Below are 24,215 nucleotides of genomic sequence, written 5' to 3'. Positions count from 1 at the left end.
TTATTTCCACTTTCTTGGATCTATTAGTTTTATATCATCTATTTTTAAATTTAAAATTTTGTTCATATTAATTTTTCTAAAATTTATAATTTCTTTTAAATTATCAAAATTATTTATACCAATAACCACTTTATCAAAATCAGAATTCAATATATCACTGAGACAGTAATCAATTGGGGATATTCTATTATTTTCAAGCAAAGTGAACCATTGAGAAATTTGTTTTTTCCATTTTTTAAAGTATTTCTTTTTATACACAGATTTGTTTACTAACAACCCTTGTAAAAAAATTGATCTTGCATGTACTTCTATTTCTAACTTCTTTAATTTATCAAACCAACCTGTATTTAATATTCTCTTATCTAAAACATTATATGGACATTGAACAATATCTATATCGTAATTCGAAGTCATATAATTTAGGCTATCGGTGTCATAAATAGATAATCCGATTTTATGAAAAAATTTTTTTTTTTTTAAATTTTGTAAATTTTCAAATATTTTTTTTCCATTTTTTGTAAATAATATTTTTATGTCATGAAAAAAAATTACCTCAACCTTGTTAGTGTTAAAATACTTAAAATGATTTTCTAATTTTTGTTGACAAAATTCTAATGATGTCCAATTTTGATCAGGAATTATTTTTGTATAAAATTGAAAATTTTTATTTAATTTTTTAAAAACTTGCTCCCTTTTTAAATAGGCTTCCGCAGTATCAATTTTATAAATATTGTTATTTTTGGCTAAATTTAAGATTTTTTTAACTTCATGGTTGCTTATTTTTGTTGAGTCTGCTCCATATTTTTGTGTAAAATTTGCTGATCCAATTACAAACCTTTTTTTAAGCTGAGATTTTTTCATACCATTAATCTTTTTTATAAAAATTAAAGAATTAATTTTTTTTAGACATATTTTTTCAAAAAATTTAATTCACCTTCACCACAAACCCTGTGCCAAATTTCTAGAGTAAACATCGACCATACTAGAGTATCTAATCTTTTTTTTTTATCAAAATGTAAATTAATTATTTGTTGAGCTTTTTTTCCATCTAGATAACCATTAAAAAAACCTTTTTTATCACAAACCATATCTTTTAAAAAATTTCTTAATCTATCTTCACGAAGCCAATCTGCTATATCAGAATTAAAGCCAATTTTTTGTTTTTTAATGATTTTATTTGGTACTAATTTTTTGTCTTCAGCCATTAATTTTAAAATTAGTTTTGTAGTTTTTGATTTTGTAATAAATTTATCTTTTATCTTTAATGAGTTTGCAAATTTGACTAAATTTTGACTCAAAAATGGTGACCTAATTTCCAATCCACAAAGCATACCTACTCTATCTTGTCTTTGCAATAAAGTTTGAAGTCTAAATTTTTGTGAAAACATCAATATTAAATCATCTATAGAATATTTATTTATATTTTTCTCTAACCAATGCCACGAAGCAGATGATTTTCTTCCTTGATTTTTTGGACCACATAATTTTTTAACAAATTCAATACTATGTTTGCCACCTCCAAAATATAATTCTTCCATAAGTAATTTCTTAGATTTATTTTTTTTTGAAAAATCAAGAGCTCTTACCATTCTATCATATCCAAAAAAAAGTTCATCAGAACCTTCTCCTGAAAGCAAAACTTTAATACCATCTTGTGATGCCTGATTAACAATATTTAGTAAATCTGGTGAATTGCCAAAATGAACAGGTTCATCAAACGCCCAAGTAGTTTTTATTAGTAAGTCCATATAGTTTGAAAAATCATTGATTTTAGATTTAAGTTTTATTCTTTTATTTTTATTTTTTTTCTTTAAAAAATTAATCACTGAAAGTGCATCGTTTAATTCACTTTTTTTTTTATTTTTAACATCAGAAAAATAACAAGTTATCTCATTTAACGTATTATCTTTCGCCATATAACTTAGCAACAAGGAGGAATCAATTCCTCCAGAAAGTAAACTTCCAAGTGGTACGTCTGATATGCTTCTGGAAGATATAATTTCTTCCATAAGCTGGTTAAGCCCCTCTTTTTTATTTAAGTTTATTTTTTTATTAAATGTATTTTCTATAGAAAAATAAGGACTTGAAGAAATTTTACCATTCAATGTAGAAATTTCAATTATATGACCTGGCTCAACTTCATTAATTTGAGAATAAATGGTATTTGCTCCACTAATTTTTTGAGTATAAAAATATTCATCTATAAGTTTAATATTTGGTTTTTTTGAAAACTCTTTTATTTCAAAAAAAGATTTCATTTCAGATGAAAAATAAATCTTATTTTTCATTCTAGCCCAATAAAGAGGCTTTTCTCCCATAGGGTCTCGCACTAAATAAATTTTATGTTTTTTTCTACAAAACCATGCAAAAGCAAACATGCCATCAATATTTTGAAGTGTTTTTTTTATACCCCATTGAGATAAACATTTCGCTAAAACTTCAGTATCTGAGTTTCCTTTAAAAAAATTATTTACTGAAAGTATTTTTTTAAGTTCTCTAAAATTATAAATCATTCCATTAAAAGCTAATAATGAATTTGCATCTTTAACAGGTTGCTTTGCAGCATTAGTGTTAAGATCTATAATTGATAATCTTCTATGACAAAGTATAACATTATCAAGTTTTTCAATCCCAAAATCATCAGGACCTCTATGACTTAAGCGGTCAATAGCTTTATTTATAGAATTAGCATTAGGCCTTTCATCAAAAAGAGCAACACTTCCAAAAATACCACACATACTTAATTATATTACCTCTTTTTTATATTAACCAAAGATTTATTATATTTTTCAGCTTTAATTAAATCTTTCCATGAAAAATATATTTTAGGTGAAAAATACTTAACAACTTTTTTTAAAAATTTATAGTCATCTAAATTATCTAATGTCCATCGCCTATTTGAATAATTTATATGATTTTCATAGTTACTTTTTTTAAATAATATTGACTTTCTTAAATTATAGGTGACATGTTCTTTATTTAAAATACTTTTGAATCGATGTTGCGAGTTTATAAGAGCATTCAAACTAAATACTTCTACGTCTAGACCATCAGGAAATGATAGTTTTAATACATTCGAAGTATAATCATTTTTTTTATTAAAATGTAACTTAATACAATTATCCACCAAATTTGGATCTATTAATGGACAATCTGCAGTAATTCTAACAATTGTTTCTATAGAGTTTTCTTTGGCACAATTAATAATTCTTTTGGCAACATTACTAGTGCTTCCTCTGAATAGTTTAATATCATGAAAATTGCATATACTTTTAAATTTATCATCTTCATTTTTTCTGGTTGTACACAAAAAAATCTTATTAACTAATTTTATTTTTTTTAATCTAAAAATGCATAAGTCAATGATAGTTAAATTAGAATTTAGTTTCAAAAAGTGTTTATTTGGTAATCTTTTAGATCCTGATCTTGCAGCTAAAAAAACTGCGATTTTATGTTTGTTTTTCATAATTTAAATAAAATTATATGATATATCGTTATTCATCTTAGTGAATAATAAAATTAGTAATTTCAAATATAGTAAACTTAATTAATTATTCTATAAACCTCAAAAGCTTCAGCCATATTTATACCGACACTAAAACCGCGATGCTGAGCAAGTATCTCCAGATGTTCTATACTGCGTGAGTGGGGAGGATCACGCATTTCATCGTCATATGCTTTGATTGCTTTCATCTTTTGAGATACTTGATTTTTAATATTAACAAAGAATGTTGGCTTAAATATTGACTTTCTAGAGGTTGACCACTCAGTACTGGATAATACTTCAAATCCATAAATTTCACGAACACTAGTCTCAGGAGTTGGTCTACAAGCTGTCATTACAGCAGCATGAGTTATTTGATGATCAATGTTTAAGTCACAGGAATGATGCGTATAAACGACAGATGGTTTTATTTTATTAATTATTGGTTCAAGCTTTTGAATGATATTTAAAATTGGAATACTATCCATTCTATTATCTGGAAGATTTAAATAATGTGAAGAACTAATACCTAGTATAGATTGTGCTAACTTTGAAGCATCTTTCCTTCGTTTTAAATCTTTTTTTAAATCCTTAGATCTTGAACTAACACCATCAGCCATAAATATGGAGTGTACTTTATCACCTTTACTAATATGATTAATAATTGTTCCCCCACAACCTAAAACTTCATCATCAGCATGTGCTGCTACAACTAATACATCCTTATTAGTTTTCATAATTCTACTCAACTTTATTTGTGTTAATTAAAAAAATTATATTACTCATTAAAAGCTTCATTTAATTTCTTAAGAGTACTTATCATAGATCATTATAGTTTTCTAACAGATTAGCTATTCTAAATGCGCCATCTCCATCAATCAATTTGGTTCCATTTGATGACATATTTATACGTTTTGAGGAATCTTTAAGAATTGTTATAGTATCAATTAATTTCTTGTCTAATATTTTATCATCTGACTTAATATGTATTGGGGTTATTTTTTTTTTAATAAATCCTTGTATATTCCAATATTGATCCAATCCAGATTCTACAGCAATAAATGGAACCCCAAGATAAGCAAGCTCATTTAAGGTCTGTCCACCAGAACTTATAACTAAGTCTGAATTAATAAATATAGATGATATTTCAAAAACATCTAACCATCCATAAATCTTACAATTAGGTAGTTTTAAAGATTTTTTTAATTCTAAAGCCAACTCATCATTGCCAGTCAAAATATTGATATTTTCGAATTCTAATTTTTTTATTGAAGAAATAATACGTTTAAAAAGATTTTTTGAATTATTTGATCTACCTAAAATTACTGTTAAATCTTTCAAAAATAGACAATTATTTTTTTTTAATGAGTTTTTTATTTCGTTTCTTATTATAATATATTTATTACCGTAAACTTTTTTTACTTTTTTATTTAATTTAAATTTAGTGCCTAAAATTGATGGATTAATAAGTAAATCGCAATTGTATTTTAACCTATCATAATCGTCGATAATAATTAAATATTTAAATTTATCTCTTAAAATTTTTAGTACTATTTCATTTACCAAATAAGAGTCCACTAAAGCAACTTTTGATTTTTTTAAATTATAGAATTTAATAGCTCCAATGGGATCGGTTCTCCAAGGATATAACTTTAAATTATTAATTTTAAGAGAATCATCAGGATGAACGACCATGGTGGCCTTTTTTTTTAAATTTTCGCTAATTGCTAAACATCTGGTTAAATGTCCGTAACCAGAAACACTACCTGCCTCAGTAAAAATAAACATAAAGTTATTTAAAAAATATATCCATTGAGGTTTTACTTAAGATTCTCTCACAGTCTTTTTCTAAAAATTTATTTAATTCTAAAAATTTTGATGTTTTTTCAAATGAGTCAACAATATCTACATAAGGAAAATCTGAACCATATAAAACTCTTTGTGTACCAATTTTTTTATAAGCAAATGCTAAATCTTTTTCAATACTAGAGCCCAAATAGTATGGAACAGAAAAAGAGGTATCTAAATATACATTTTTACATGCATCAGCTAATAATAAAGCCTCGATAGCTTTTGCGCCACCTGAATGTAAAATTACCACAGGCACTTTAGTTACTTTTTCAAGGATACAAGAGATAAGCTCAATACTTTTATACTTATACATATTAAGACCTCCATAACTAGAATCTACTAAAATAGGCATTTTTAAAATCTCAGCATTTACTGATATATTAACAACTGACTGAAATTTTTCTTTTGATATTTTTTGAATATAACCATGAAATTTAATTGCTGTAAGACCTGCATCCTTAAATTCTGATAATTTATCCATTGAGATATTATCTTTTGGATTAATTAACATTGTAAAATAAGAATTATTGATTTTTTTTCTAACGTTTGAAACAAATAATTTAAGTTCGTCAGGTGTAATTTTTGAATTAAAGATCATAATATTACATCCATTTGAGTTATTTTTAATAGTATCTAAATGTTTTGAAAAACAATTTAATAAATTGTTGTAAGTCATGTTAAGGTCCTCATGCAACATATCTTTAAGAGATTTAGCTGATTCGTGCATAAACGTATATTCAGATAAATCTACTTTTGAAGTACATGGTAAGTGAATATTGGAATCAAATATATTCATTTGAAAAAAAGAACTTTGGGCTGATTTTGGGTAATTAAATGTAAGATACAAAAAACTCTAAAATTTTCTCTAGAATAATCTTTTAATTTATATCTAATATTTGCCTTAAAAATCAGACTGTTTCTAAATATTTTAAAAGCTTTTTTTATCATCAATTTTATAATTTATATCTTTTTTAAGACTGACCTAGGTATTTCTTTTAAATGACCAGCATCAGATTTTGTTAATGGAACACAATGATTATAGTTAAAATGAGCTTTATTCTTTATTAAAATAGGATCTGAGAGATCTCCATATCTAAACTGACATGTTATCCTGGTATTCCCATATTCATTATTAACAGTTTTGTGGATTAAAAGACTTGAAAAAATAATCAAATCACCAGGATTTCCATTTATTTCAACGTATTTAAATTTTTTTGAAATATTGCGTTCTTCTATTGTTGCAAACCATTTTCCATTTTTCGTTTTTGCCAGACCATTTTTATGAGAACCCTCCCAAATCCCAATAGTGGAATAATTATCTTTTCCATAACATGTGAGTGGGATCCAACAAACTAATGAGTTAATACTTGATTGCATCGAATGCCAATCTTGATGTATAGGGCTATTAGTTATTTCTTTTAATAAATTGCCACCAACTCCTCCAGATATCATAAGTAATGGATCTGATGCAATATAAGGTATTTTAATATTTAATTCAGAAATTATTTTTAACAATTCATCATTAAACATATGGCTGTAAATTTCAGTTTGTCTTTGAAATAATCCAAGATAAAAATTGCTGAAAATTTCAATATTTTCACGTTTTTTTGAAATTTTTTTTAAGATTTTATCCAAATTATCATCAGTTTTTTTTTTAAAAAAAAAACCCTCTAATGTCTTGCAAACATTAGACAAAATATAATTGTGATTTGTTAGAAAGTTAGGAAATATACAATAGCCATTTTTATTATAAAAAGAAACATATTTATTCATAAGTTTATTCACTTAATTTAGAAACTGCAAAAACGTAATTATTTAAAAATACACCATCAGTAAAATAAATACTAGACTTTTTTGGTTTTAATTTTGCATTAAAAATTAAATTCTTCTTTTCATTTAAACTTGGTGGTTTTTTTGAATATTTAAGAACAACGTTATTATATTTTGGAATTGATCTTAGGGTAAAATCTTTATCAAATTTTTTATAAAGATTAATCCATTTAAGAATAAATAAACTTGCTATATCACATCCTGTTAAATGTGAAAAAATTAAATTTGATATACATACGCCTGCACCTCTATTAGCAGCCTCCAATAAATAAATTCCACCATTTTTTTTAAAAATAAATTCTATAGTAACATGTAAATTAATATCAAAATTAAAAACCCTTATAACTTCATTGGCAACATTAAATAATTTTTTTTCTATAACATTTTTAGAATTTTTTTTTAATCTCTGAAATTTAATATGTTTTGTTAATATGCCATTAGCAGATTTTGATTTAATACCATAAATGTATTGATCACAAAAAATATCAACAATATAATGAGTTCCTTTAATATAATTTTCCAACAAAATTTTTTTATCAAGAGAATATTGAGAAGATATTTTCAATAATGATAATATTTTATTGTTACTTAATACTTTTATAACACCCTGTGAGCCAGATGAGGCATTGGGTTTAATTATAGCTGGAACTCTAATATCTTTAGGTAAATAAGAAAAATTTTTAATTTTTTCTAGATAAAGAAAATTTGGATTAAGTATTTTATGATTGTTAATCATAAGTTTTCTTTGAAGATTTTTAAATACACTTAATTTTTCAATTGAGAAAGATTTATCTTTTAAATTAAAATTAATAGCATTTAATTTTTTTGCTAATAGTAAACTATGATCAGATTGAGAGCTTATAAATATATAATTTTTATTATTTAATTTTTTTTTTTTTAAAAATTTTTTTAATTCATTCAATCCTAATAATGACATCGATGAATTAATTTTCATTGATATCCAGTTAATTTTATAAAATTTTAGTGCATTTATTAAATCACTATGTTCAAATGTTTTATTGATTAAAATTAATTTCAAAACTATTTTAATCTAATTTAAGATCACAAGAATTTATTAAATCGCCTATTTTCATTGATTTTTTAAATCTTGCGCCTGAGTTTATATATGAATCTAAATCATTTGCATCAATACCAGTACCTGCTCTCAGAAAATTAAGATCTTTTTCTACTAGTAAATCACCCTCTCTGATATTTCTTTTTAAGACAGCTCTATAAATAAAAGATTTTCTATATTTTTCCTCAACTGGATGTAAATAACTTCTATCATTAGAAATTAAAATACTTTCAGTTTCTCTAATACATTTAACCATATACTTAAATTCGTTTGGATCTAATGAAAATTTAGCATCAGGAGAATTAAAATTTTTATTTAGAACAAAGTGTTTTTCAATTACATTAGCACCAAGTGCTACCGCAGAAATAGGCGCACTAACTCCCAAGGTGTGATCTGAAAAACCAATGTGGCCTTTAAAAATTTTTTTTAATTCCTCAATCATTTTCAAATTTACTTTTTCAAAGGGTGTTGGATAGATACTATTACAATGTAAAATGATAAGTTTATCATTTCCCTGTGAAAGAAAATTACATACTGAATTTTTAAGTGCCTCTAAAGTGGATTGACCAGATGAAATTATTGCAGGCTTGCCAGTTTTAGAAACTTTTTTAATTAGTTGAGGAAAATTTGCTTGTGGAGATGCTATTTTGAATAATTCAACTCCTACTTCAACTAATAAATCAACAGCCTCTAAATAAGTTGGTGATGAAAAAAAAATTATATTTTTTTTATCACAATGTTCTTTTAATTTGAACAGCCAATCAATATTTAAATCTATTTGTTTATGTAGTTGTATTAAATCTTTATCTTTTTTGTGATAAAGTTTTTCTAAATTAATATTCTGAAACTTTACTGCATCAGCACCTGCAACTACAGCTGCATCAATACTTTGGAAAGCAATGTCTAAATCTTGATTATGATTAGACCCAATTTCAGCTATAATAAAAACTCCTTTATTTGTAATAAATTTATTACCAATATCAATTTTTTTATTATATGTATTAAGATTAATCATTTAAAACATTTATAATTTGTTAATAATGCATCTTTATAAGTTTTCAATGAAAAAATTTTTAACTTTTAAATTTTATCTTTCTAACCGTATACTTTAGTATAATAAAATTATCAAAAACAAAAAAAATTTATTAAAATTACTCACTTTTTGTCTTGAATTATACATTCAATTTTCAGGAAACTAGTAAATTAAATCATTCTGTTTAATTTTTATAAACAAAATTTATTATATTTATTTTATGATTTATTTTTTTTTCAAATCTATTTTGCTCAAAAACTCTACATGAAGCTTTATTATCTATCTTAACTTCAGCAAAAAAAACTTTTATACCCATTTTTTTAAACTTAGTTATCGCTACTTTAAGTAATTTTGATCCAATTTTTTTTCCACGAGCAAATTTAGCTAATGAAAAATCTATAAACCATTTGTTATTTTTTTTTTCAATACGTACTTGGCCTATTGGTATTTGTTTATCATTTTCAATTATTAGAATTTTACAACTTTTGGTATTTTTAAGGGATGAATTAAACCAAGAATGATGTATTTCAGGTGAAATAATATCAGAATTAAAAGCGTTTGCTCTGACTATAGGATCATTAACCCAATTTAAAAGCAAATTTTCATCTTCAATCCTTGCTAATCGAGGCTTAAGATTGTTTTTATAATTTATTTTTGGTATCAAAGATTTCTTGTGAACCATAAAATATCATAATTTAAATTTTACCAATATGACTGTAGTTTTTGACAATCCATTTATGTAATTCAGCTTTTGTCATCCATTGTCCATTATTTTCACTGCTATAAATAAATCCTTTAGATACTTTCTTTCCATTTTTAATACGAAAATTATCTCGTGCCCATTCATAAATCTGTGGTAATATTTTATAATGATTTTTGTATTCATAGGTTGTATTGCTATCATCTAGGCTAATCATTTGCTCATGTAGCTTCTCACCTGGACGAATACCTATAATTTTATGCTTAGCTCTTGGTGCAATAACTTTGGCAATATCAGTAACTTTCATTGAGGGAATTTTTTTTACATAAATTTCTCCTCCAACCATATCTTTAAAAGCATGCCATACAAGCTCAACTCCTTGATCAAGTGAAATCATGAAACGAGTCATGCGCTTATCAGTAATGGGTAATTCTTTATTTTCTTTTAATGATAAAAAAAATGGCATAACTGAACCACGTGATCCCATTACATTTCCATATCTTACAACAGAAAAGCGTGTTTGATTTCCTCTTGCATAAGTTGAATTACTTGCAATAAACAATTTATCAGACGCTAACTTAGTTGCACCATAAAGATTAATAGGACTACTTGCTTTGTCTGTTGATAGAGCTATTACTCTTTTTATCTTTTGATCAATACAAGCATCAACTAAATTCATTGCTCCATTAATATTAGTTTTAATACATTCAAATGGATTATATTCAGCTGTAGGCACGATTTTAGTTGCAGCTGCATGAACAACATAATCTACGTTTTGTAATGCACGATGAAGTCGGTCTTTATCACGAACATCACCAATAAAAAAACGTATTCTTTTATCGTCTTTAAATAATTTTGCCATCTCCCATTGTTTCATTTCATCTCTTGAAAAAATTATTAATCGTTTGGGCTTAAATTTTTTTAATGTAAGCTGAGTAAATTTTTGGCCAAACGAGCCTGTACCCCCTGTAATTAAAATTGAAGAATTTTTGAGCATTTTTAATTTTTAATTGTTAGCAGTAATACGAAAATTTTCATCATTATTAATCAATTCTTCAAATTTTCCTTGGTTTTTTAATCGACCTTTTTCTAATAAGAATATCTTATCACACTTTTTTACAGTATTTAAGCGATGAGCAATTAAAATAATTGTTATTGATTTGCTAAGATTGTTTACAGCTTCCATCACTGCTTTTTCAGTTTGATTATCCAAAGCACTAGTTGCTTCATCTAAAATGAGTAATTTAGGTTCATGATATAAAGCTCTAGCAATCCCTATACGTTGTCTTTGCCCACCTGACAATCTTACACCTCGCTCACCTATAGTAGTTTGATATTTTTTAGGAAGCTCCTCTGTTACAAACTCATGTAAATTTGCGATTTTTGATGCATTTTCAACGCTTTCTTGATTAATATTTTCTAAATCCACGCCAAATGCAATATTTGCTGCTATAGTGTCGTCACTAAGAAAGATATGTTGAGGAACATAGCCAATGTATCGTTGCCATGAATTTATATTTTGTTTTGTTATAATCTTACCGTCCACATATAAGTTGCCTTTTTGAGCTTCAAGTAATCCAAGAATTATATCGACAGTTGTAGTTTTACCACTACCAGTAGCACCAACAAATCCTACTGTAGTATTAGCAGATATACTTAAACTAAGATCTTTTAGTGCTATCCGTGGTGTGTTGGGATAATTATAATGTATATTCTTCAAATTAATTACTTTATTGAACTCTAAAGTTTCTTGCGAATAGTTAGGGTCAAATTTTTTAAGATTTTTAAAATCATCATATATTTTATTAAGTGAAGGACCAATAAATACAAATTTAGAAAAAGATGCATATATCTGCTGTAATGCTGGCATTAGACGGTAGCCAGCAAATGCATATAAACTAACAATTGGTAAAGCGTTATTAAAACTTCCTTTCTGAAACATCAGATAAAGTATCAACAATATTATACCGCCAAAAGCCACAGCTTCAAGAGCATAGCGAGGTAGTTCTCTTACAATAGTTGAAGACGCCTGGTTTTTAGCAATAGTTTTAGCTGGGTCTGAAAAACGCTTAACATAGACTTGTTCTAAATTACTCAATTTAATTTCTTTTAATGCACCAAAGGCATCACTAATTGATGTAAACAAAAGCTTATTTTTGTTTAAACGATCTTTACCTAATTTACCAACATAACTAGAGGATAATTTATAAATAAGTCCATAAGAGCCTCCAAGTAAAAAGCTAACTATTAAGGAGGTTTTAACATCAACTAAAATTAATAAAGTAAAAATTGCAATTGTTATCATGCTTTTTGCAATCAATTCTATTAATGGAGTAATAACATTTCCTAATATGTTATCTACTTCTGATAATATAGTTTTAGCGAAATCAGCGCTATGACGACCCAAGAACCAACTATATGGCTGACTCAAATATCTTTCTACTAATCTTTTACTGATATCGTGTTGAAGTGTTTCTACAAATTGTATCTGAAAATAGAGTGTAGAGGCTTTAAAAATTATCGATACGATCAAAAATGAAAATACAAGAATGCCTAAAGCTATAAGAAAATCTAAGTTATTTTCAACACCGAAACTACTAGAAACTTGAAACATTTTATTTAAAATGAAGTTTGTTTCAATTAAGCTTGGATTTGTAAGAACTGTTACAAAAGGTAATATAGAAGCTACCCCGATCATCTCAATCAAAGCTACTGTTGTTAGCATTAACAATAAAATAAATGCACTTCTACGTTGGTGGTTTGTTAATAAAAATAAGACTTTTCTAAAAATGTGCATCAAGTTTTGTTAAAATCATTTTAATATTTTTAAATCAAAAATTATTAATATTGATCATTTATAAATAATTAAATTTAATTATATTGTATTATTAATAGTATTTAATTTCCTAATAACATCAAATTTTGGCCAATTTTAGTATAAAATCTCTGAATTCTTTATTGTCACTATCATAATAACTTTGATCTTTAATAATATTATAATATTTCTTATTCCAATCTGATTGACTACAATTATAAACGTTATTTAGTACTCTCTCTACCTCATTATAAGTTATTTTTTTGGTAGAAAAGAAACGAAATCCTTTTTTATCAGGTCCAGGCCAACCAAAATAAGTTTTAACATTATACTTGTAATCAGAAAATTTAGTTTTGTAGGGTGCAAATACAGCAACTTTTTTTTTTCTCGCAATTGCCTCGTATCCCATTGCTGTGAACGTGAATATAATATTTTCAAAATCATCTAATTTCCTATATTTCTTTCTCCATTGATTACTTCGATGCAATACACAATTTGATTTAAAAATTTTTTTATAATAATTAATTTCAAATGCATGCCCTGGATATTCTTTTGAACTTCTAAGAAGTATATGAATTTTCTTATTATATTTAATTAAGTACAAATTAATAAAATTTAATAGTTTCTTGTGGAAATTATTCGGATGACGATCAATCACCCCCAGGTGATTAGCGTACAACGTAGATAAATATAAAAATTGTTTGTTAGGTTTTGTTTTATTAATTTTTACTAAATTATTTCTAAAATAACCTATTATTCGGTAGTTCGATTTTATGATTTTTTTATATCTTGAAACATGAAATTTATTATTAATAAACAAATAATCACATTTTAGATTTTTTGGCCATGTTTTTTTTCTAGCTTCATACTTGTTATCAAAATAGGTTCCATTTGAAATAGATATAAAATTTATATCCTTAAAATAATTTTTTAATTGATATAACTGAAATCTTAAGGTGTTAAAACAAATGATAACATTTGGTGAAGTAAATTTAATATAATTAATACAGTAGGATTGGAATTTAAAATCAAAAAAAATTATTTGTTTTAAATAAATCCAAAAATATATATTTTTTTTTCTTATTTTTAAAATGTTGAAATCTTTTTTAAATATTATTTTTAGAGCATCAGCATGAATTTCATCAAAAAGTAGTATTTTATTTTTTTTAGGAAGATCAAAACGAAAATTAATATTAAAAAAAAATTTAATAAATTTGAAAATTTTTTGGAGTTTCACAAAGGATTAATCATTAGTATTGTAATATATTGCTTGGCTAATTTTTTCGTAACCTTCAACAGTGTAATGACTTAATTCCTTTAATGGAAAAAGATCTAATGGATTTTTTTCCTTTTCAAAAACTTCTTTATGAATATCAATTAAAGGTATCCCTAGTTGCTCCACTACATTTTTTACAGAATTATAAGTATCGATTATTTTATCTTTATCTCCAGACAATGCATATCGGTAATAATTCGGAAGTTGAACAAAATATAATTTTGAACCATTTTTATTTGTTATTTCTTGAGCTTGCCTCAATACAGTTTTAAAATCTGACATAGGTGCTTTTGGAACTTCTCCTTTTTTTCCAAAAAATAAAATTCTTAAATTATATAATTTAATAAACTCTTTTATCTTCGATTCTTTTTCCTTTTTTTCTAACCTTTTTTCATATTTTGTTATAAATTTTACAATGTTTTTGTTTATTAAATCCTGTTTAAATTTAAGATTCTGCGTAAAAGCGGTATCATTAAGATAGTCATTTAAAATTCTTTGATTTTTTTCAACTGTTAAGCCAATAATATCATTTGGATGGTAAACCCACAAAACCTTCTTAACTTTCGGATTTAAGTATTCTTTTAAAGTGGCATACTCTGTTAAAGGTCCATTTCCTCTATATCCTAAATTTATAACTGATTTATTATTTGATAAATTTCTCAGTACTGATCCAATATCATTGGGTCTATTAACGCATGAGCCATGTGCAGCAGAGTCGCCAACCAATAAGTATTCTATTTCTTTGCTATCCCATTCTATATCTGGATTATTAAAGCCATACCTATCACTTTGATAAATTGAATAATATCCATTTTCATTACAAAGTATTGTTTTAGAGTTTGAAATACCTGCTAATGAAAAAATTGAGTAATCATTAGTCTCATGTAAAGTTGCACGAATTGCCATAGTTATTTGATTATCTTCTTTTTTTAAGTCTCTATAAATTTCAATGGGCTTTCTTTTGTCCCATTTTTTTCCTGAGTTTTTTTCATAAATATGATATTTTTCGCTCATTTTAAAATTTAAATATCCCTCAAAAGCATACAAGGAAACAAAAAAACTAAAAGAGATAATAATTAAATACTCTTTAATTTTTTTATTAATATAAAATGTTATAATTGAAATAAAAATTAAGGATAAAGACGTAACATAAAAATTATAGTAATAATTCCTTTTATCACCTTCATAAATTATTTCTGACCTATAAAATATGTATATCAATGATACTGAAGACAAAATTAAAATTGTTGGTGAAAATATTTTTTTTAAAAAATTCATAATCATTAAAATATTAATTTACAATTTATATTAAAATATACAAGTAAAATTGAATAAAATACTTTTTCTGTTATGTGTAAAAAAATTTTTTACATTAATTTTAATAAATTTGAAGTTTCTAATTTTAAATTTTTTATGGAAACTAAATAACCTATTTTTTGTTTCCAGAAATCTTATTATAAAAATTCAAGTGTTTAATATATTTATCTAATGAAAGTAAGTTATTATTTTCTCCCTTGATAAATGACTTTGTTTGTAAATAAAAACCTGGTTTAAACTTTTTTTCAAGTTTTTTATTTAATTTTATTTCTTTTATTTCAAAAGTTCCTCTTTTCTGTATGAAAAGTTTTTCAAGAGGTCTCAAAATATATTTGCCTTCAGAAGTTAACATCTCTAATGACCATCTACCTCCAGATTGCCAGTTAGCATGATAGCTAAACAAAGATCCTTTTGTTGTTTTACCTGATCCACTATAAATTGATGGGGATTTGTTCCATTTATGCCTGGAAGAAATATAGGGAGTTATATTCATTGGTTGACCGCCAAGATAAAAAGCTAAATCAAGAACGTGTGTTGAATTAGCAAGAAACCAATTTTCTAAGACTTTAATTTTTATGTTTTCTTTTTCCAATAAATCTGTTCTTTCTGTAAAATCAAAGGTAAAACTAAGAACTCCTCCATCAAGTTTGATCAACTGTTTAAGTTTAAGAACAGAGGCATAAAACCTACGGTTAAAAGCAATTTTAATATTGGCCTTTCTTTCTTTAGATAATTTTTTTAATTTTCTAACTTCCCCAAAGTTACATCCACCAGGTTTCTCTAATAGAATATTTTTAACACCATAATTTAATAACTCGATTGAGGTTGATTTCAATTTTTCAACATTAACACTATTAATAACTTTGCTAGGAATGTTAGGTTTTGTTTTTAAAAATTTTGACAATCCACCCACAAAAACTTTTTTTTTTATAAATTTATTAAAACTATTGGCTGATTTTTTACTTCTACCAATAACAATATATTTTATATTTAAAGCATTTAAAACTTTAGCGTATTCTAAAGCCATTTCTCCAGCACCAATTAACCACAACATATAATTATTTCTTGCTTTAAGTTATTGGACATTCGCTCAATTCCCTTTCTAAAATTTTTGACAGATGAGATTTAATTGTTTTAAGTAATGGTATATGATTTTTAGCAGAAATTTCATATGATACTAATTTACATCTTTTATTAATTAAACTGTCAATTAATTTTCCAGTTAAATCACTTTGATAAGGTACGTTTATTCTCTTTGATTTTATTGATCCATTACTATTTTCAATTAAAATTTTATTATTTTCATCGAGTGTATTTTCAATATTTCCATTTTTTATTCTTACATATAGAGAATTTTCTTTTCTTATTTTACAAGAAATTAACAAAGAATGTTTTCTATTGGCCACTTTCATTGAGCCACTTATTTCGTAAAAATTTTTTCCACGTTTACTCTCAAATATTTTTTTAGAAAAATTATTTTTTGTTATTCTAAAATTTGAGTCTTCAATCAAATATAAAAAAAGATCTATAAAATGAATTGAGTTGCATGCCATTCCCCAAGATGATCCTGTTACTTCCATTTTAACTGGTAGATTTAAATCAATTTTTTTTTTGATATTTCGATAAATTTGATATGTTCTTCGTGGACAGTTAACCCAAGCATTTACACTTTTTTTTTTTAAAATTTTGCTAATATTTTCAAAATCTTCTTTTTTTTGAAAAACTACTTTTTCAAAAACTAAATAATTGAGTTCACAAGAATTTAATAAATCTATAGTTACTTTTGCACGGTTATCTGCATTTGTAGATACTATGCAAATATCAAAAATTTTGTTTTTTGGAATTTTTTTTTTATAAGTTATAGTAGTTTTTGAATTTCCTAGTTTTATTTCCATTGCTCTTTTTTTTGATAACTTCAAAGCTGCTTGGCTAGTATCAACTACAGTTATAGAGAGTTGATTTTTATTTTTTATAGCTCCCTGTAAGTGCCTACTTCCTATCTGTCCAGCGCCAATGATTAAGATTTTTAAAATTATATTTTTCATTTAAGAATTTTGAATGGTAATAAATTAAATTCAAGATTTTCTAATATAAATTATTTCTTTATCATTTAACATTCTAACAACCTTATCAAGAGAGTTAATCAAATAGTTAAAGTTTTTTTCTGACATCCAAACATGAAATGGGAAACTTATCATATTATCGAAAAAAGCGTCTGTGTTCGGGCAATGCTGATTGGAGACTCCCATTTTTTTAAATAGAGGATACCTGTAAAGAGGATAATACTGCACAGCACATTTAATCCCAAATTTTTTATACATTAATTCAATTATCTTGTGATTGTTTATTTTTGCTGTTGGTTTTACATGTGCACTTAATAAGTGATAAACATGCCGCCTTTTTTTAAAATCTCCGTTAAATGAAAATACTTCACCTTCAAATTTATTTATAAATTTTTTGGCTCTTTTAATTCTTATGTCATTTAATTTATCAAGTTTATCAAGCATTAGATGGCCAGCAGCACACTGTATTTCTGAAAGTGTAAATTTATATGGCCAACGATTATCTAAATCCATATCTAAATCACCCATAGCTGGCTTCCAATAATACTTTCTATTTATACCGTAATTGCAATGTCCGTTATGCCTTAAACCTGGAACTTTCTTTGAAAGTTTGTCATTTTTTACAAATATAGCTCCCCCTTCACCAAGAGTTGTGATGTTTTTTTGGGCATGAAAAGAAAAGCAGCCAAAATCTCCAATCGTTCCAGCTTTTGAATTATTTATTTCTGCTCCAAATGACTGAGCACAATCTTCAACTATTTTTATTTCTCTATTTATTTTTTTAAACTGATTAACATCTACTGCATAACCATAAAGATGAACTATAACAATTGCTTTAGTTTTTTTTGATATTTTTTTTTTTACATCATTTAAATCAATCGTTCTGGTTTTAGGATTAATATCAGCCCAAATTATTTTAGCACCATTTCTTGCAAATGGAATTGCAGAAGCACAATATGTGTGAGCAGGTATGATTATTTCGTCACCTTTTCTAATTTTTAACAATGCGGCAACTATCTCAAGCGAGGCAGCCGCAGAACTTGTGCAGAAAATATTTTTTTTTTTAGATATTTTCTCAATTTTATTTCAAAAATATCTTTTTCTCTTCCTTGAGTTAAATTATCTGAGTCTAAAACTTTTAATAAATATTTTTTTACTTTTGAGTCAAATTTATGTGCTTTTCCACTCCAATTAATCTTTATTTTCATTTCAATTTACTAGCCATTATTAAGTCCTCTTCATCATCTATATCAATTGAGTTTATTTTTTTCATTACAAAAATACCATGCTTATTTGAGATTAACTTTTTGTACTTTTTAAAATATTTCAGATCAATCATATATATTGCGCCATTGATGAAATATGAGTTTATATCAAAATCTTGTCTTCTATAAAATTTTTTTGCTTTTAATAAATTATAGCTCCATTTACCATTTTTTTTTATATTTATACTTTCATATGGATGCTCTTGTGAATCAGATACACTAAATAAGCTTTTAAATTTATTTTTTTTATAATATTTTATTGCATCTTCTATATCTTTTTTTGTTCTTAAAGGGGATGTCACTTGAAGAATTAATAAAGTATCAAATTTAAAAAGTTTATTATTTTCGGTAAAAGAAATAAAATCTACTAAAGTATCTACCAAAGATGATTTGTCTTTTGAAACTTTTCTTGGCCTAACGTAATCAGTTATTATATTATATTTTTTTGCAATTTTTTTCATTTTTTTATCATCCGAAAGTATAAATTTTTGAAGATTAATTTTTTGAGTAGAAATAAAAGTGTGTTCAGCTAATGGCTTATTATTTAGTAATCTTAAATTTTTATTCTTTATACTTTTAGATCCCTTTCGAGTAGGTATAATTATTGCAATTCTCATTTAATTTAATATATTAATAATAACATGAATTTTCTAAATTATCACAAAAGTCAATACAATAAAAATGGATTTACTTTGGTAAGAAATATGTTCTCAGCTAAAGAGATTAAAGGCTTAATGATAGAATTAGAAAAAGTAAAAATTAAAGTTGAAAAAACTAAAAAAAAACACCTGTATCATAAAACAAATAATGGCAAGTTCAATACAATACATAACATTAATAAGTTTCATAAAAGAGGCGAGATTGTTGATTTGACGAAAAAAAAAAAATTAAAGGATCTAGCAAGAGCAATATTAGAGGATATACCTATTGTCAGAAATATTGAATTTTTTTTAAAACCCAAAAAGACGGGTATGCCAAGCCCATACCACCAAGATAATTTCTATTGGAACATTATATCCGCTAAGGCACTAAATGTGTGGATTGCATGTTCAAATGCTAATAAAAATAACGGTGGAATTATGTATTTGGAAGGGTCACATAATTTAGGAACAATCAAACATGTGATATCTTTTGCCAAAGGTTCTTCTCAAAAAATACCAGATAATTTAATTTCTAAACTTCTATTTAAAATTAAGTATCCAAGACTTAGACCTGGGGATTGCATTCTGCATCATCCTGAAATTATTCATGGAAGTAAAAAAAATAATTCCAGTAAAGATAGAGTTGGATTTGTTGTGAGTTACAAGGCTAAAAATTCGCGTGTTGATAAAAACAAGTTATCTCTATATGAGTCAAACTTAAGAAAAAATATTAATAAAATTTATAACTAGCTCCAATATTTAAACTTTTTTAATAAATCCATTTCTTTTTTCTTTTTTAAAAATTTTTCAGTACCTAGTATTGATGGTGATTTTTTTATTGTTTCGGTTAAGGTTTTTATGCCATCTTCAGCTAAAGATGCAGCTTGATCTGTGCCCCACATAGCTCTATCGAGTGTTATATGTCTTTCAATTACACTTGCTCCCAACAAATATGCCATTATAGTTGGTGATACAGTTCTTTCATGACCGCTATATCCGATATCACAGTTGTATTTTCTTTTTAAATATCTTATTGAAAGTAGGTTTAGATCTTCATCATCAGCTGGATAAGAAGACACACTATACATCAGAGTAAATTTACATTTATATTTTTGAAAAATTTGAATTGCCTTAACAATATCTTTCTCTTTTGACATTCCAACTGAAACAAAAGTATGCTTTCTTTCTTTTGCTACAGCTTTTAACAAGTTTAAATTTGTTAACATTGCTGATGCAATTTTATTATATTTGCATTTAAATTGTTTTAAAAAATTAACACTATCAATATCCCATGGTGAGGCAAACCATGATATATTTTTTTTCTTACAATATTTGTCTATAATTTTATATTCCTTAAGACCAAACTCAATTTTTTTCTTATATTCTAAGTAAGAGATATAACCCCATGGACTTTCTCTCATAATATCTTTTTGAAAAATTGGCACAGATATATCAGGGTTTCTTTTCTGGAACTTAACAGCATCAAAGTTATATTTTTTAGCTAAATCAATAATTTTTTTAGCTGTATTAATTGAACCATTGTGATTAATGCCTATCTCTGCAATCAAAAACGGTTTTTTATACTTTTGTTTTAACATTGTGCCTTTGTTTTTATTAATTTTAAATAAATCCTATTAAAAAAGTTAATTCGGAAAAAATAGTTTGCAATGTGTTTTTATATCAATAACTTTTTTTAAAAATTTTTTTCAGTGCATAAATCAAGCCAATTGAGCTATTAGTACTGGTCAGCTGCACGCATTACTGCGCTTCCACATCCAGCCTATCAACGTGGTGGTCTACCACGGCTCTATAGGAAGAACTAGTTTTGAGGTGAGTTTCCCGCTTAGATGCTTTCAGCAGTTATCTCTTCCATACTTAGCTACCCGGCACTGCAGCTGGCGCTACAACCGGTCCACCAGTGGTATGTTCAACCCGGTCCTCTCGTACTAGGGTCAACTCCTCTCAATTCTTCTACACGCATAGCAGATAGGGACCGAACTGTCTCACGACGTTCTGAACCCAGCTCACGTACCACTTTAATTGGCGAACAGCCAAACCCTTGGGACCTGCTCCAGCCCCAGGATGTGATGAGCCGACATCGAGGTGCCAAACACTGCCGTCGATATGAGCTCTTGGGCAGTATCAGCCTGTTATCCCCGGCGTACCTTTTATCCGTTGAGCGATGGCCCTTCCACTCAGAACCACCGGATCACTATGACCGACTTTCGTCTCTGCTCGACTTGTCAGTCTCACAGTCAGGCAGGCTTATGCCATTGCACTCTACGAACGATTTCTGACCGTTCTGAGCCTACCTTCGCACGCCTCCGTTACTATTTGGGAGGCGACCGCCCCAGTCAAACTACCCACCATACAATGTCTTGATGCCGGATGACGGCAATCAGTTAGATACCAAGAAAAACAAAAGAGGTATTTCACTGGTGACTCCACAAAAGCTGACGCTTTTGCTTCAATGTCTCCCTCCTATACTAAATATGTTTTTCCTAATACCAATGTAAAGTTGCAGTAAAGGTGCACGGGGTCTTTCCGTCTAACTACGCGAACTCCGCATCTTCACGGAGAATTCAATTTCACTGAGTTGATGTTGGAGACAGCGGAGAAATCGTTACGCCATTCATGCAGGTCGGAACTTACCCGACAAGGAATTTCGCTACCTTAGGACCGTTATAGTTACGGCCGCCGTTTACTGGGGCTTCAGAAGTTAGCTTGCACCAACCGCATTAACCTTCCAGCACCGGGCAGGCGTCAGACCCTATACATCCACTTACGTGTTAGCAGAGCCCTGTGTTTTTGATAAACAGTCGCTTCTCCCTGGCTTGTGCCACCCATCTCTAGTTGCCTAAAAACAGGTCTTCCTTATCCCGAAGTTACGGAAGCATTTTGCCGAGTTCCTTCAACATCATTCTCTCAAGCGCCTAAATATACTCTATTAATCCACCTGTGTCGGTTTAGGGTACGGTCTAATGATGGAGCTATTTCTTGGAACCTTTTCGCGGCATACTCAATCCATTAAGAGTACACAACTTACAAGATCCGTCACTACCATCTGGTTAAGGAATATTAACCTTATTTCCATCGACTACGGCTTTCGCCCTCGCCTTAGGTGCCGACTAACTCTGCGCGGATTAACCTTGCGCAGAAACCCTTGGATTTTCGGCGAAGAAGTTTTTCACTTCTTTTATCGTTACTTATGTCAGCATTCGCACTTCTGATACCTCCAGGATCCCTCACGGGTATCCCTTCACAGGCTTACAGAACGTTCCGCTACCGCTTATAAAACTCGAAAGTTTTATAAACCCACAGATTCGGTATATGATTTTAGCCCCGTTACATCTTCGGCGCAGAAACTCTATTAGACCGGTGAGCTGTTACGCTATCTTTAAAGGATGGCTGCTTCTAAGCCAACCTCCCGGCTGTTAAGGAATTTCCACATCCTTTCACACTTAATCATAATTTGGGGACCTTATCTGGTGGTCTGGGCTCTTTCCCTCTCGACCATGGACCTTAGCACCCACAGTCTGTCTGTTGAAGAACAATGTCTAGCATTCGGAGTTTTATTAGGTTTGGTAAGAATCTCTTCCCCCTAGCCCATTTAGTGCTCTACCTCTAAACATCTATTTATTCAACGCACTACCTAAATAGTTTTCGCGGAAAACCAGCTATCTACGAATTTGGTTGGCCTTTCACCCCTTACCACAAGTCATCCAAAGACTTTTCAACGTCAACTGGTTCGGTCCTCCGGTTGGTGTTACCCAACTTTCAACCTGCTCATGGTAAGCTCATTCGTTTTCGGGTCTAATTCATTAAACTAATCGCCCTATTAAGACTTGCTTTCGCTGCGCCTACACCTAGATGGCTTAAGCTTGCTTAATAAATTAAGTCACTGACCCATTATACAAAAGGTACGCCGTCACTCTAAAAAGAGCTTCGACTGATTGTAGGCATGCAGTTTCAGGTTCTATTTCACTCCCCTAATAGGGGTTCTTTTCACCTTTCCCTCACGGTACTAGTTCACTATCGGTCACTGAAGAGTATTTAGGCTTAGAGGGTGGTCCCCCTATATTCGAGCAGGATTTCACGTGTCCCGCTTTACTCAAGAATTTTGTTAAACATTACTCATACGGGACTATCACCCTCTATGGTTAGCATTTCCAAACTATTCAAATTTTTTTAACAAAACTACTGGCCTAGTCCGCGTTCGCTCGCCACTACTAACGGAATCTCAATTGATTTCTTTTCCTCTGGTTACTTAGATGTTTCAGTTCTCCAGGTTGTCTCTTTAAACCTATGTATTCAGTTTAAAGTACCACATAAAGTGGTGGGTTTCCCCATTCGGAAATTTTCGGATCAAAACTTACATACAGCTCCCCGAAACTTATCGCAGTATATCACGTCCTTCATCGGCTTTCAGTGCCAAGGCATCCACTACACGCCCTTAAACGCTTGATTTATGCACAGAAAAAAATTCTTTATTAAAAGAAAAATTATCTATGTTGTGATCAAATTTTTATTTTGAACATTAGCTAATAACATTACTAATGTTCGGATATAGATATTGATATTAATTATTAAATTTATTTACAGTTTTTATAACTAAATGTTTCCTGGTGGAGGATAGCGGGATCGAACCGCTGACCTCCTGAATGCAAATCAGGCGCTCTCCCAGCTGAGCTAATCCCCCAGTTAAGTATGGTGGGCCGAGAAAGACTCGAACTTTCGACCCCACCCTTATCAAGGGTGTGCTCTAACCAACTGAGCTACCGGCCCTACAAGAAGGAAACATCACTTTAAGAAGAGAAATGAGGACGGTCAACATTACCGATGTATATTATTTAGAATGAAATTTT

At 28.1% G+C, this 24,215-nt stretch carries 21 protein-coding genes, 2 tRNA genes and 1 rRNA gene; 1 reads left to right on the top strand and 23 read right to left on the bottom strand.

Annotated features, from left to right (window positions below):
* From ACIJYC_RS00710 to ACIJYC_RS00620, 19 genes are all read right to left on the bottom strand, one after another.
* A complete protein-coding gene (locus ACIJYC_RS00710) occupies nt 1–861 on the bottom strand; it encodes an aldo/keto reductase (protein ID WP_435166659.1) in 861 nt (286 codons plus the stop codon).
* Between the two features lie 41 nt (nt 862–902).
* Nucleotides 903–2,738 carry an asparagine synthase (glutamine-hydrolyzing) gene (gene asnB, locus ACIJYC_RS00705; protein ID WP_435166656.1) on the bottom strand — a complete coding sequence of 612 codons (1,836 nt, stop codon included), beginning with the start codon at nt 2,736–2,738 and terminating at the stop codon, nt 903–905.
* Nucleotides 2,739–2,749: 11 nt separating this feature from the next.
* Nucleotides 2,750–3,466, bottom strand: coding sequence for a cytidylyltransferase domain-containing protein (locus ACIJYC_RS00700; RefSeq protein WP_435166653.1), 717 nt, complete (start codon nt 3,464–3,466; stop codon nt 2,750–2,752).
* Nucleotides 3,467–3,543: 77 nt separating this feature from the next.
* Complete coding sequence (locus ACIJYC_RS00695) at nt 3,544–4,221, bottom strand: PIG-L deacetylase family protein (RefSeq protein ID WP_435166650.1); 678 nt, start codon at nt 4,219–4,221, stop codon at nt 3,544–3,546.
* An 82-nt stretch (nt 4,222–4,303) separates the two neighbouring features.
* Nucleotides 4,304–5,272 (bottom strand): glycosyltransferase, encoded by a 969-nt coding sequence (locus ACIJYC_RS00690; RefSeq protein WP_435166647.1) that lies wholly within the window; start codon nt 5,270–5,272, stop codon nt 4,304–4,306.
* Nucleotides 5,273–5,276: 4 nt separating this feature from the next.
* Nucleotides 5,277–6,131 carry an amidohydrolase family protein gene (locus ACIJYC_RS00685; protein WP_435166644.1) on the bottom strand — a complete coding sequence of 285 codons (855 nt, stop codon included), beginning with the start codon at nt 6,129–6,131 and terminating at the stop codon, nt 5,277–5,279.
* Nucleotides 6,132–6,295: 164 nt separating this feature from the next.
* Entirely contained in the window at nt 6,296–7,108 is an 813-nt protein-coding gene (locus ACIJYC_RS00680; RefSeq protein ID WP_435166641.1) for a phytanoyl-CoA dioxygenase family protein, read from the bottom strand.
* 4 nt (nt 7,109–7,112) lie between these two features.
* Entirely contained in the window at nt 7,113–8,120 is a 1,008-nt protein-coding gene (locus tag ACIJYC_RS00675; RefSeq protein ID WP_435166638.1) for an ATP-grasp domain-containing protein, read from the bottom strand.
* A 91-nt stretch (nt 8,121–8,211) separates the two neighbouring features.
* Nucleotides 8,212–9,255 carry an N-acetylneuraminate synthase family protein gene (locus ACIJYC_RS00670; protein ID WP_435166635.1) on the bottom strand — a complete coding sequence of 348 codons (1,044 nt, stop codon included), beginning with the start codon at nt 9,253–9,255 and terminating at the stop codon, nt 8,212–8,214.
* A 202-nt stretch (nt 9,256–9,457) separates the two neighbouring features.
* Nucleotides 9,458–9,955 (bottom strand): GNAT family N-acetyltransferase, encoded by a 498-nt coding sequence (locus ACIJYC_RS00665; RefSeq protein ID WP_435166632.1) that lies wholly within the window; start codon nt 9,953–9,955, stop codon nt 9,458–9,460.
* A 13-nt stretch (nt 9,956–9,968) separates the two neighbouring features.
* Nucleotides 9,969–10,970, bottom strand: coding sequence for a UDP-N-acetylglucosamine 4,6-dehydratase (inverting) (gene pseB / locus ACIJYC_RS00660; RefSeq protein WP_435166629.1), 1,002 nt, complete (start codon nt 10,968–10,970; stop codon nt 9,969–9,971).
* A gap of 9 nt (nt 10,971–10,979) precedes the next feature.
* Nucleotides 10,980–12,698 (bottom strand): ABC transporter ATP-binding protein, encoded by a 1,719-nt coding sequence (locus ACIJYC_RS00655; RefSeq protein ID WP_435166626.1) that lies wholly within the window; start codon nt 12,696–12,698, stop codon nt 10,980–10,982.
* Nucleotides 12,699–12,888: 190 nt separating this feature from the next.
* Nucleotides 12,889–14,025: a hypothetical protein gene (locus ACIJYC_RS00650; RefSeq protein WP_435166624.1), complete on the bottom strand. Its 1,137-nt coding sequence runs from the start codon at nt 14,023–14,025 to the stop codon at nt 12,889–12,891.
* A gap of 6 nt (nt 14,026–14,031) precedes the next feature.
* Nucleotides 14,032–15,078: a hypothetical protein gene (locus ACIJYC_RS00645; RefSeq protein WP_435166621.1), complete on the bottom strand. Its 1,047-nt coding sequence runs from the start codon at nt 15,076–15,078 to the stop codon at nt 14,032–14,034.
* Nucleotides 15,079–15,493: 415 nt separating this feature from the next.
* Nucleotides 15,494–16,435 (bottom strand): gfo/Idh/MocA family oxidoreductase, encoded by a 942-nt coding sequence (locus ACIJYC_RS00640; protein ID WP_435166618.1) that lies wholly within the window; start codon nt 16,433–16,435, stop codon nt 15,494–15,496.
* 16 nt (nt 16,436–16,451) lie between these two features.
* Entirely contained in the window at nt 16,452–17,426 is a 975-nt protein-coding gene (locus tag ACIJYC_RS00635) for a Gfo/Idh/MocA family oxidoreductase (protein ID WP_435166615.1), read from the bottom strand.
* Between the two features lie 30 nt (nt 17,427–17,456).
* Entirely contained in the window at nt 17,457–18,461 is a 1,005-nt protein-coding gene (locus ACIJYC_RS00630) for an aminotransferase class V-fold PLP-dependent enzyme (RefSeq protein WP_435168054.1), read from the bottom strand.
* Nucleotides 18,458–18,652 carry a hypothetical protein gene (locus ACIJYC_RS00625; RefSeq protein ID WP_435166611.1) on the bottom strand — a complete coding sequence of 65 codons (195 nt, stop codon included), beginning with the start codon at nt 18,650–18,652 and terminating at the stop codon, nt 18,458–18,460. Before ACIJYC_RS00625 ends, ACIJYC_RS00630 begins: the two co-directional genes overlap by 4 nt.
* Nucleotides 18,649–19,326 (bottom strand): cytidylyltransferase domain-containing protein, encoded by a 678-nt coding sequence (locus ACIJYC_RS00620; protein WP_435166608.1) that lies wholly within the window; start codon nt 19,324–19,326, stop codon nt 18,649–18,651. The genes ACIJYC_RS00625 and ACIJYC_RS00620 overlap by 4 nt, the downstream gene beginning before the upstream one ends.
* 24 nt (nt 19,327–19,350) lie before the next feature.
* Here ACIJYC_RS00620 and ACIJYC_RS00615 point away from each other — a divergent pair, with 24 nt between their 5' ends.
* Entirely contained in the window at nt 19,351–20,100 is a 750-nt protein-coding gene (locus ACIJYC_RS00615) for a phytanoyl-CoA dioxygenase family protein (RefSeq protein ID WP_435166605.1), read from the top strand.
* On the opposite strand, the gene ACIJYC_RS00610 is transcribed toward ACIJYC_RS00615, so the two are convergent.
* From ACIJYC_RS00610 to ACIJYC_RS00595, 4 genes are all read right to left on the bottom strand, one after another.
* Nucleotides 20,097–20,948: an N-acetylneuraminate synthase family protein gene (locus tag ACIJYC_RS00610; RefSeq protein WP_435166602.1), complete on the bottom strand. Its 852-nt coding sequence runs from the start codon at nt 20,946–20,948 to the stop codon at nt 20,097–20,099. The two genes, ACIJYC_RS00615 and ACIJYC_RS00610, sit on opposite strands and share 4 nt — an antisense overlap.
* 116 nt (nt 20,949–21,064) lie before the next feature.
* Nucleotides 21,065–23,817 (bottom strand): 23S ribosomal RNA (locus ACIJYC_RS00605).
* 156 nt (nt 23,818–23,973) lie between these two features.
* Nucleotides 23,974–24,049 (bottom strand) — tRNA-Ala (locus ACIJYC_RS00600).
* Nucleotides 24,050–24,058: 9 nt separating this feature from the next.
* Nucleotides 24,059–24,135: transfer RNA gene (locus ACIJYC_RS00595), tRNA-Ile, on the bottom strand.
* Nucleotides 24,136–24,215 lie beyond the last annotated feature (80 nt).

This window comes from Candidatus Pelagibacter bacterium nBUS_28 (genome assembly GCF_051200915.1).
Lineage (GTDB): Bacteria > Pseudomonadota > Alphaproteobacteria > Pelagibacterales > Pelagibacteraceae > Pelagibacter.
The sequence above is the reverse complement of the archived record's forward strand: the minus strand, read 5'-3'. Positions and strand labels throughout refer to the sequence as shown.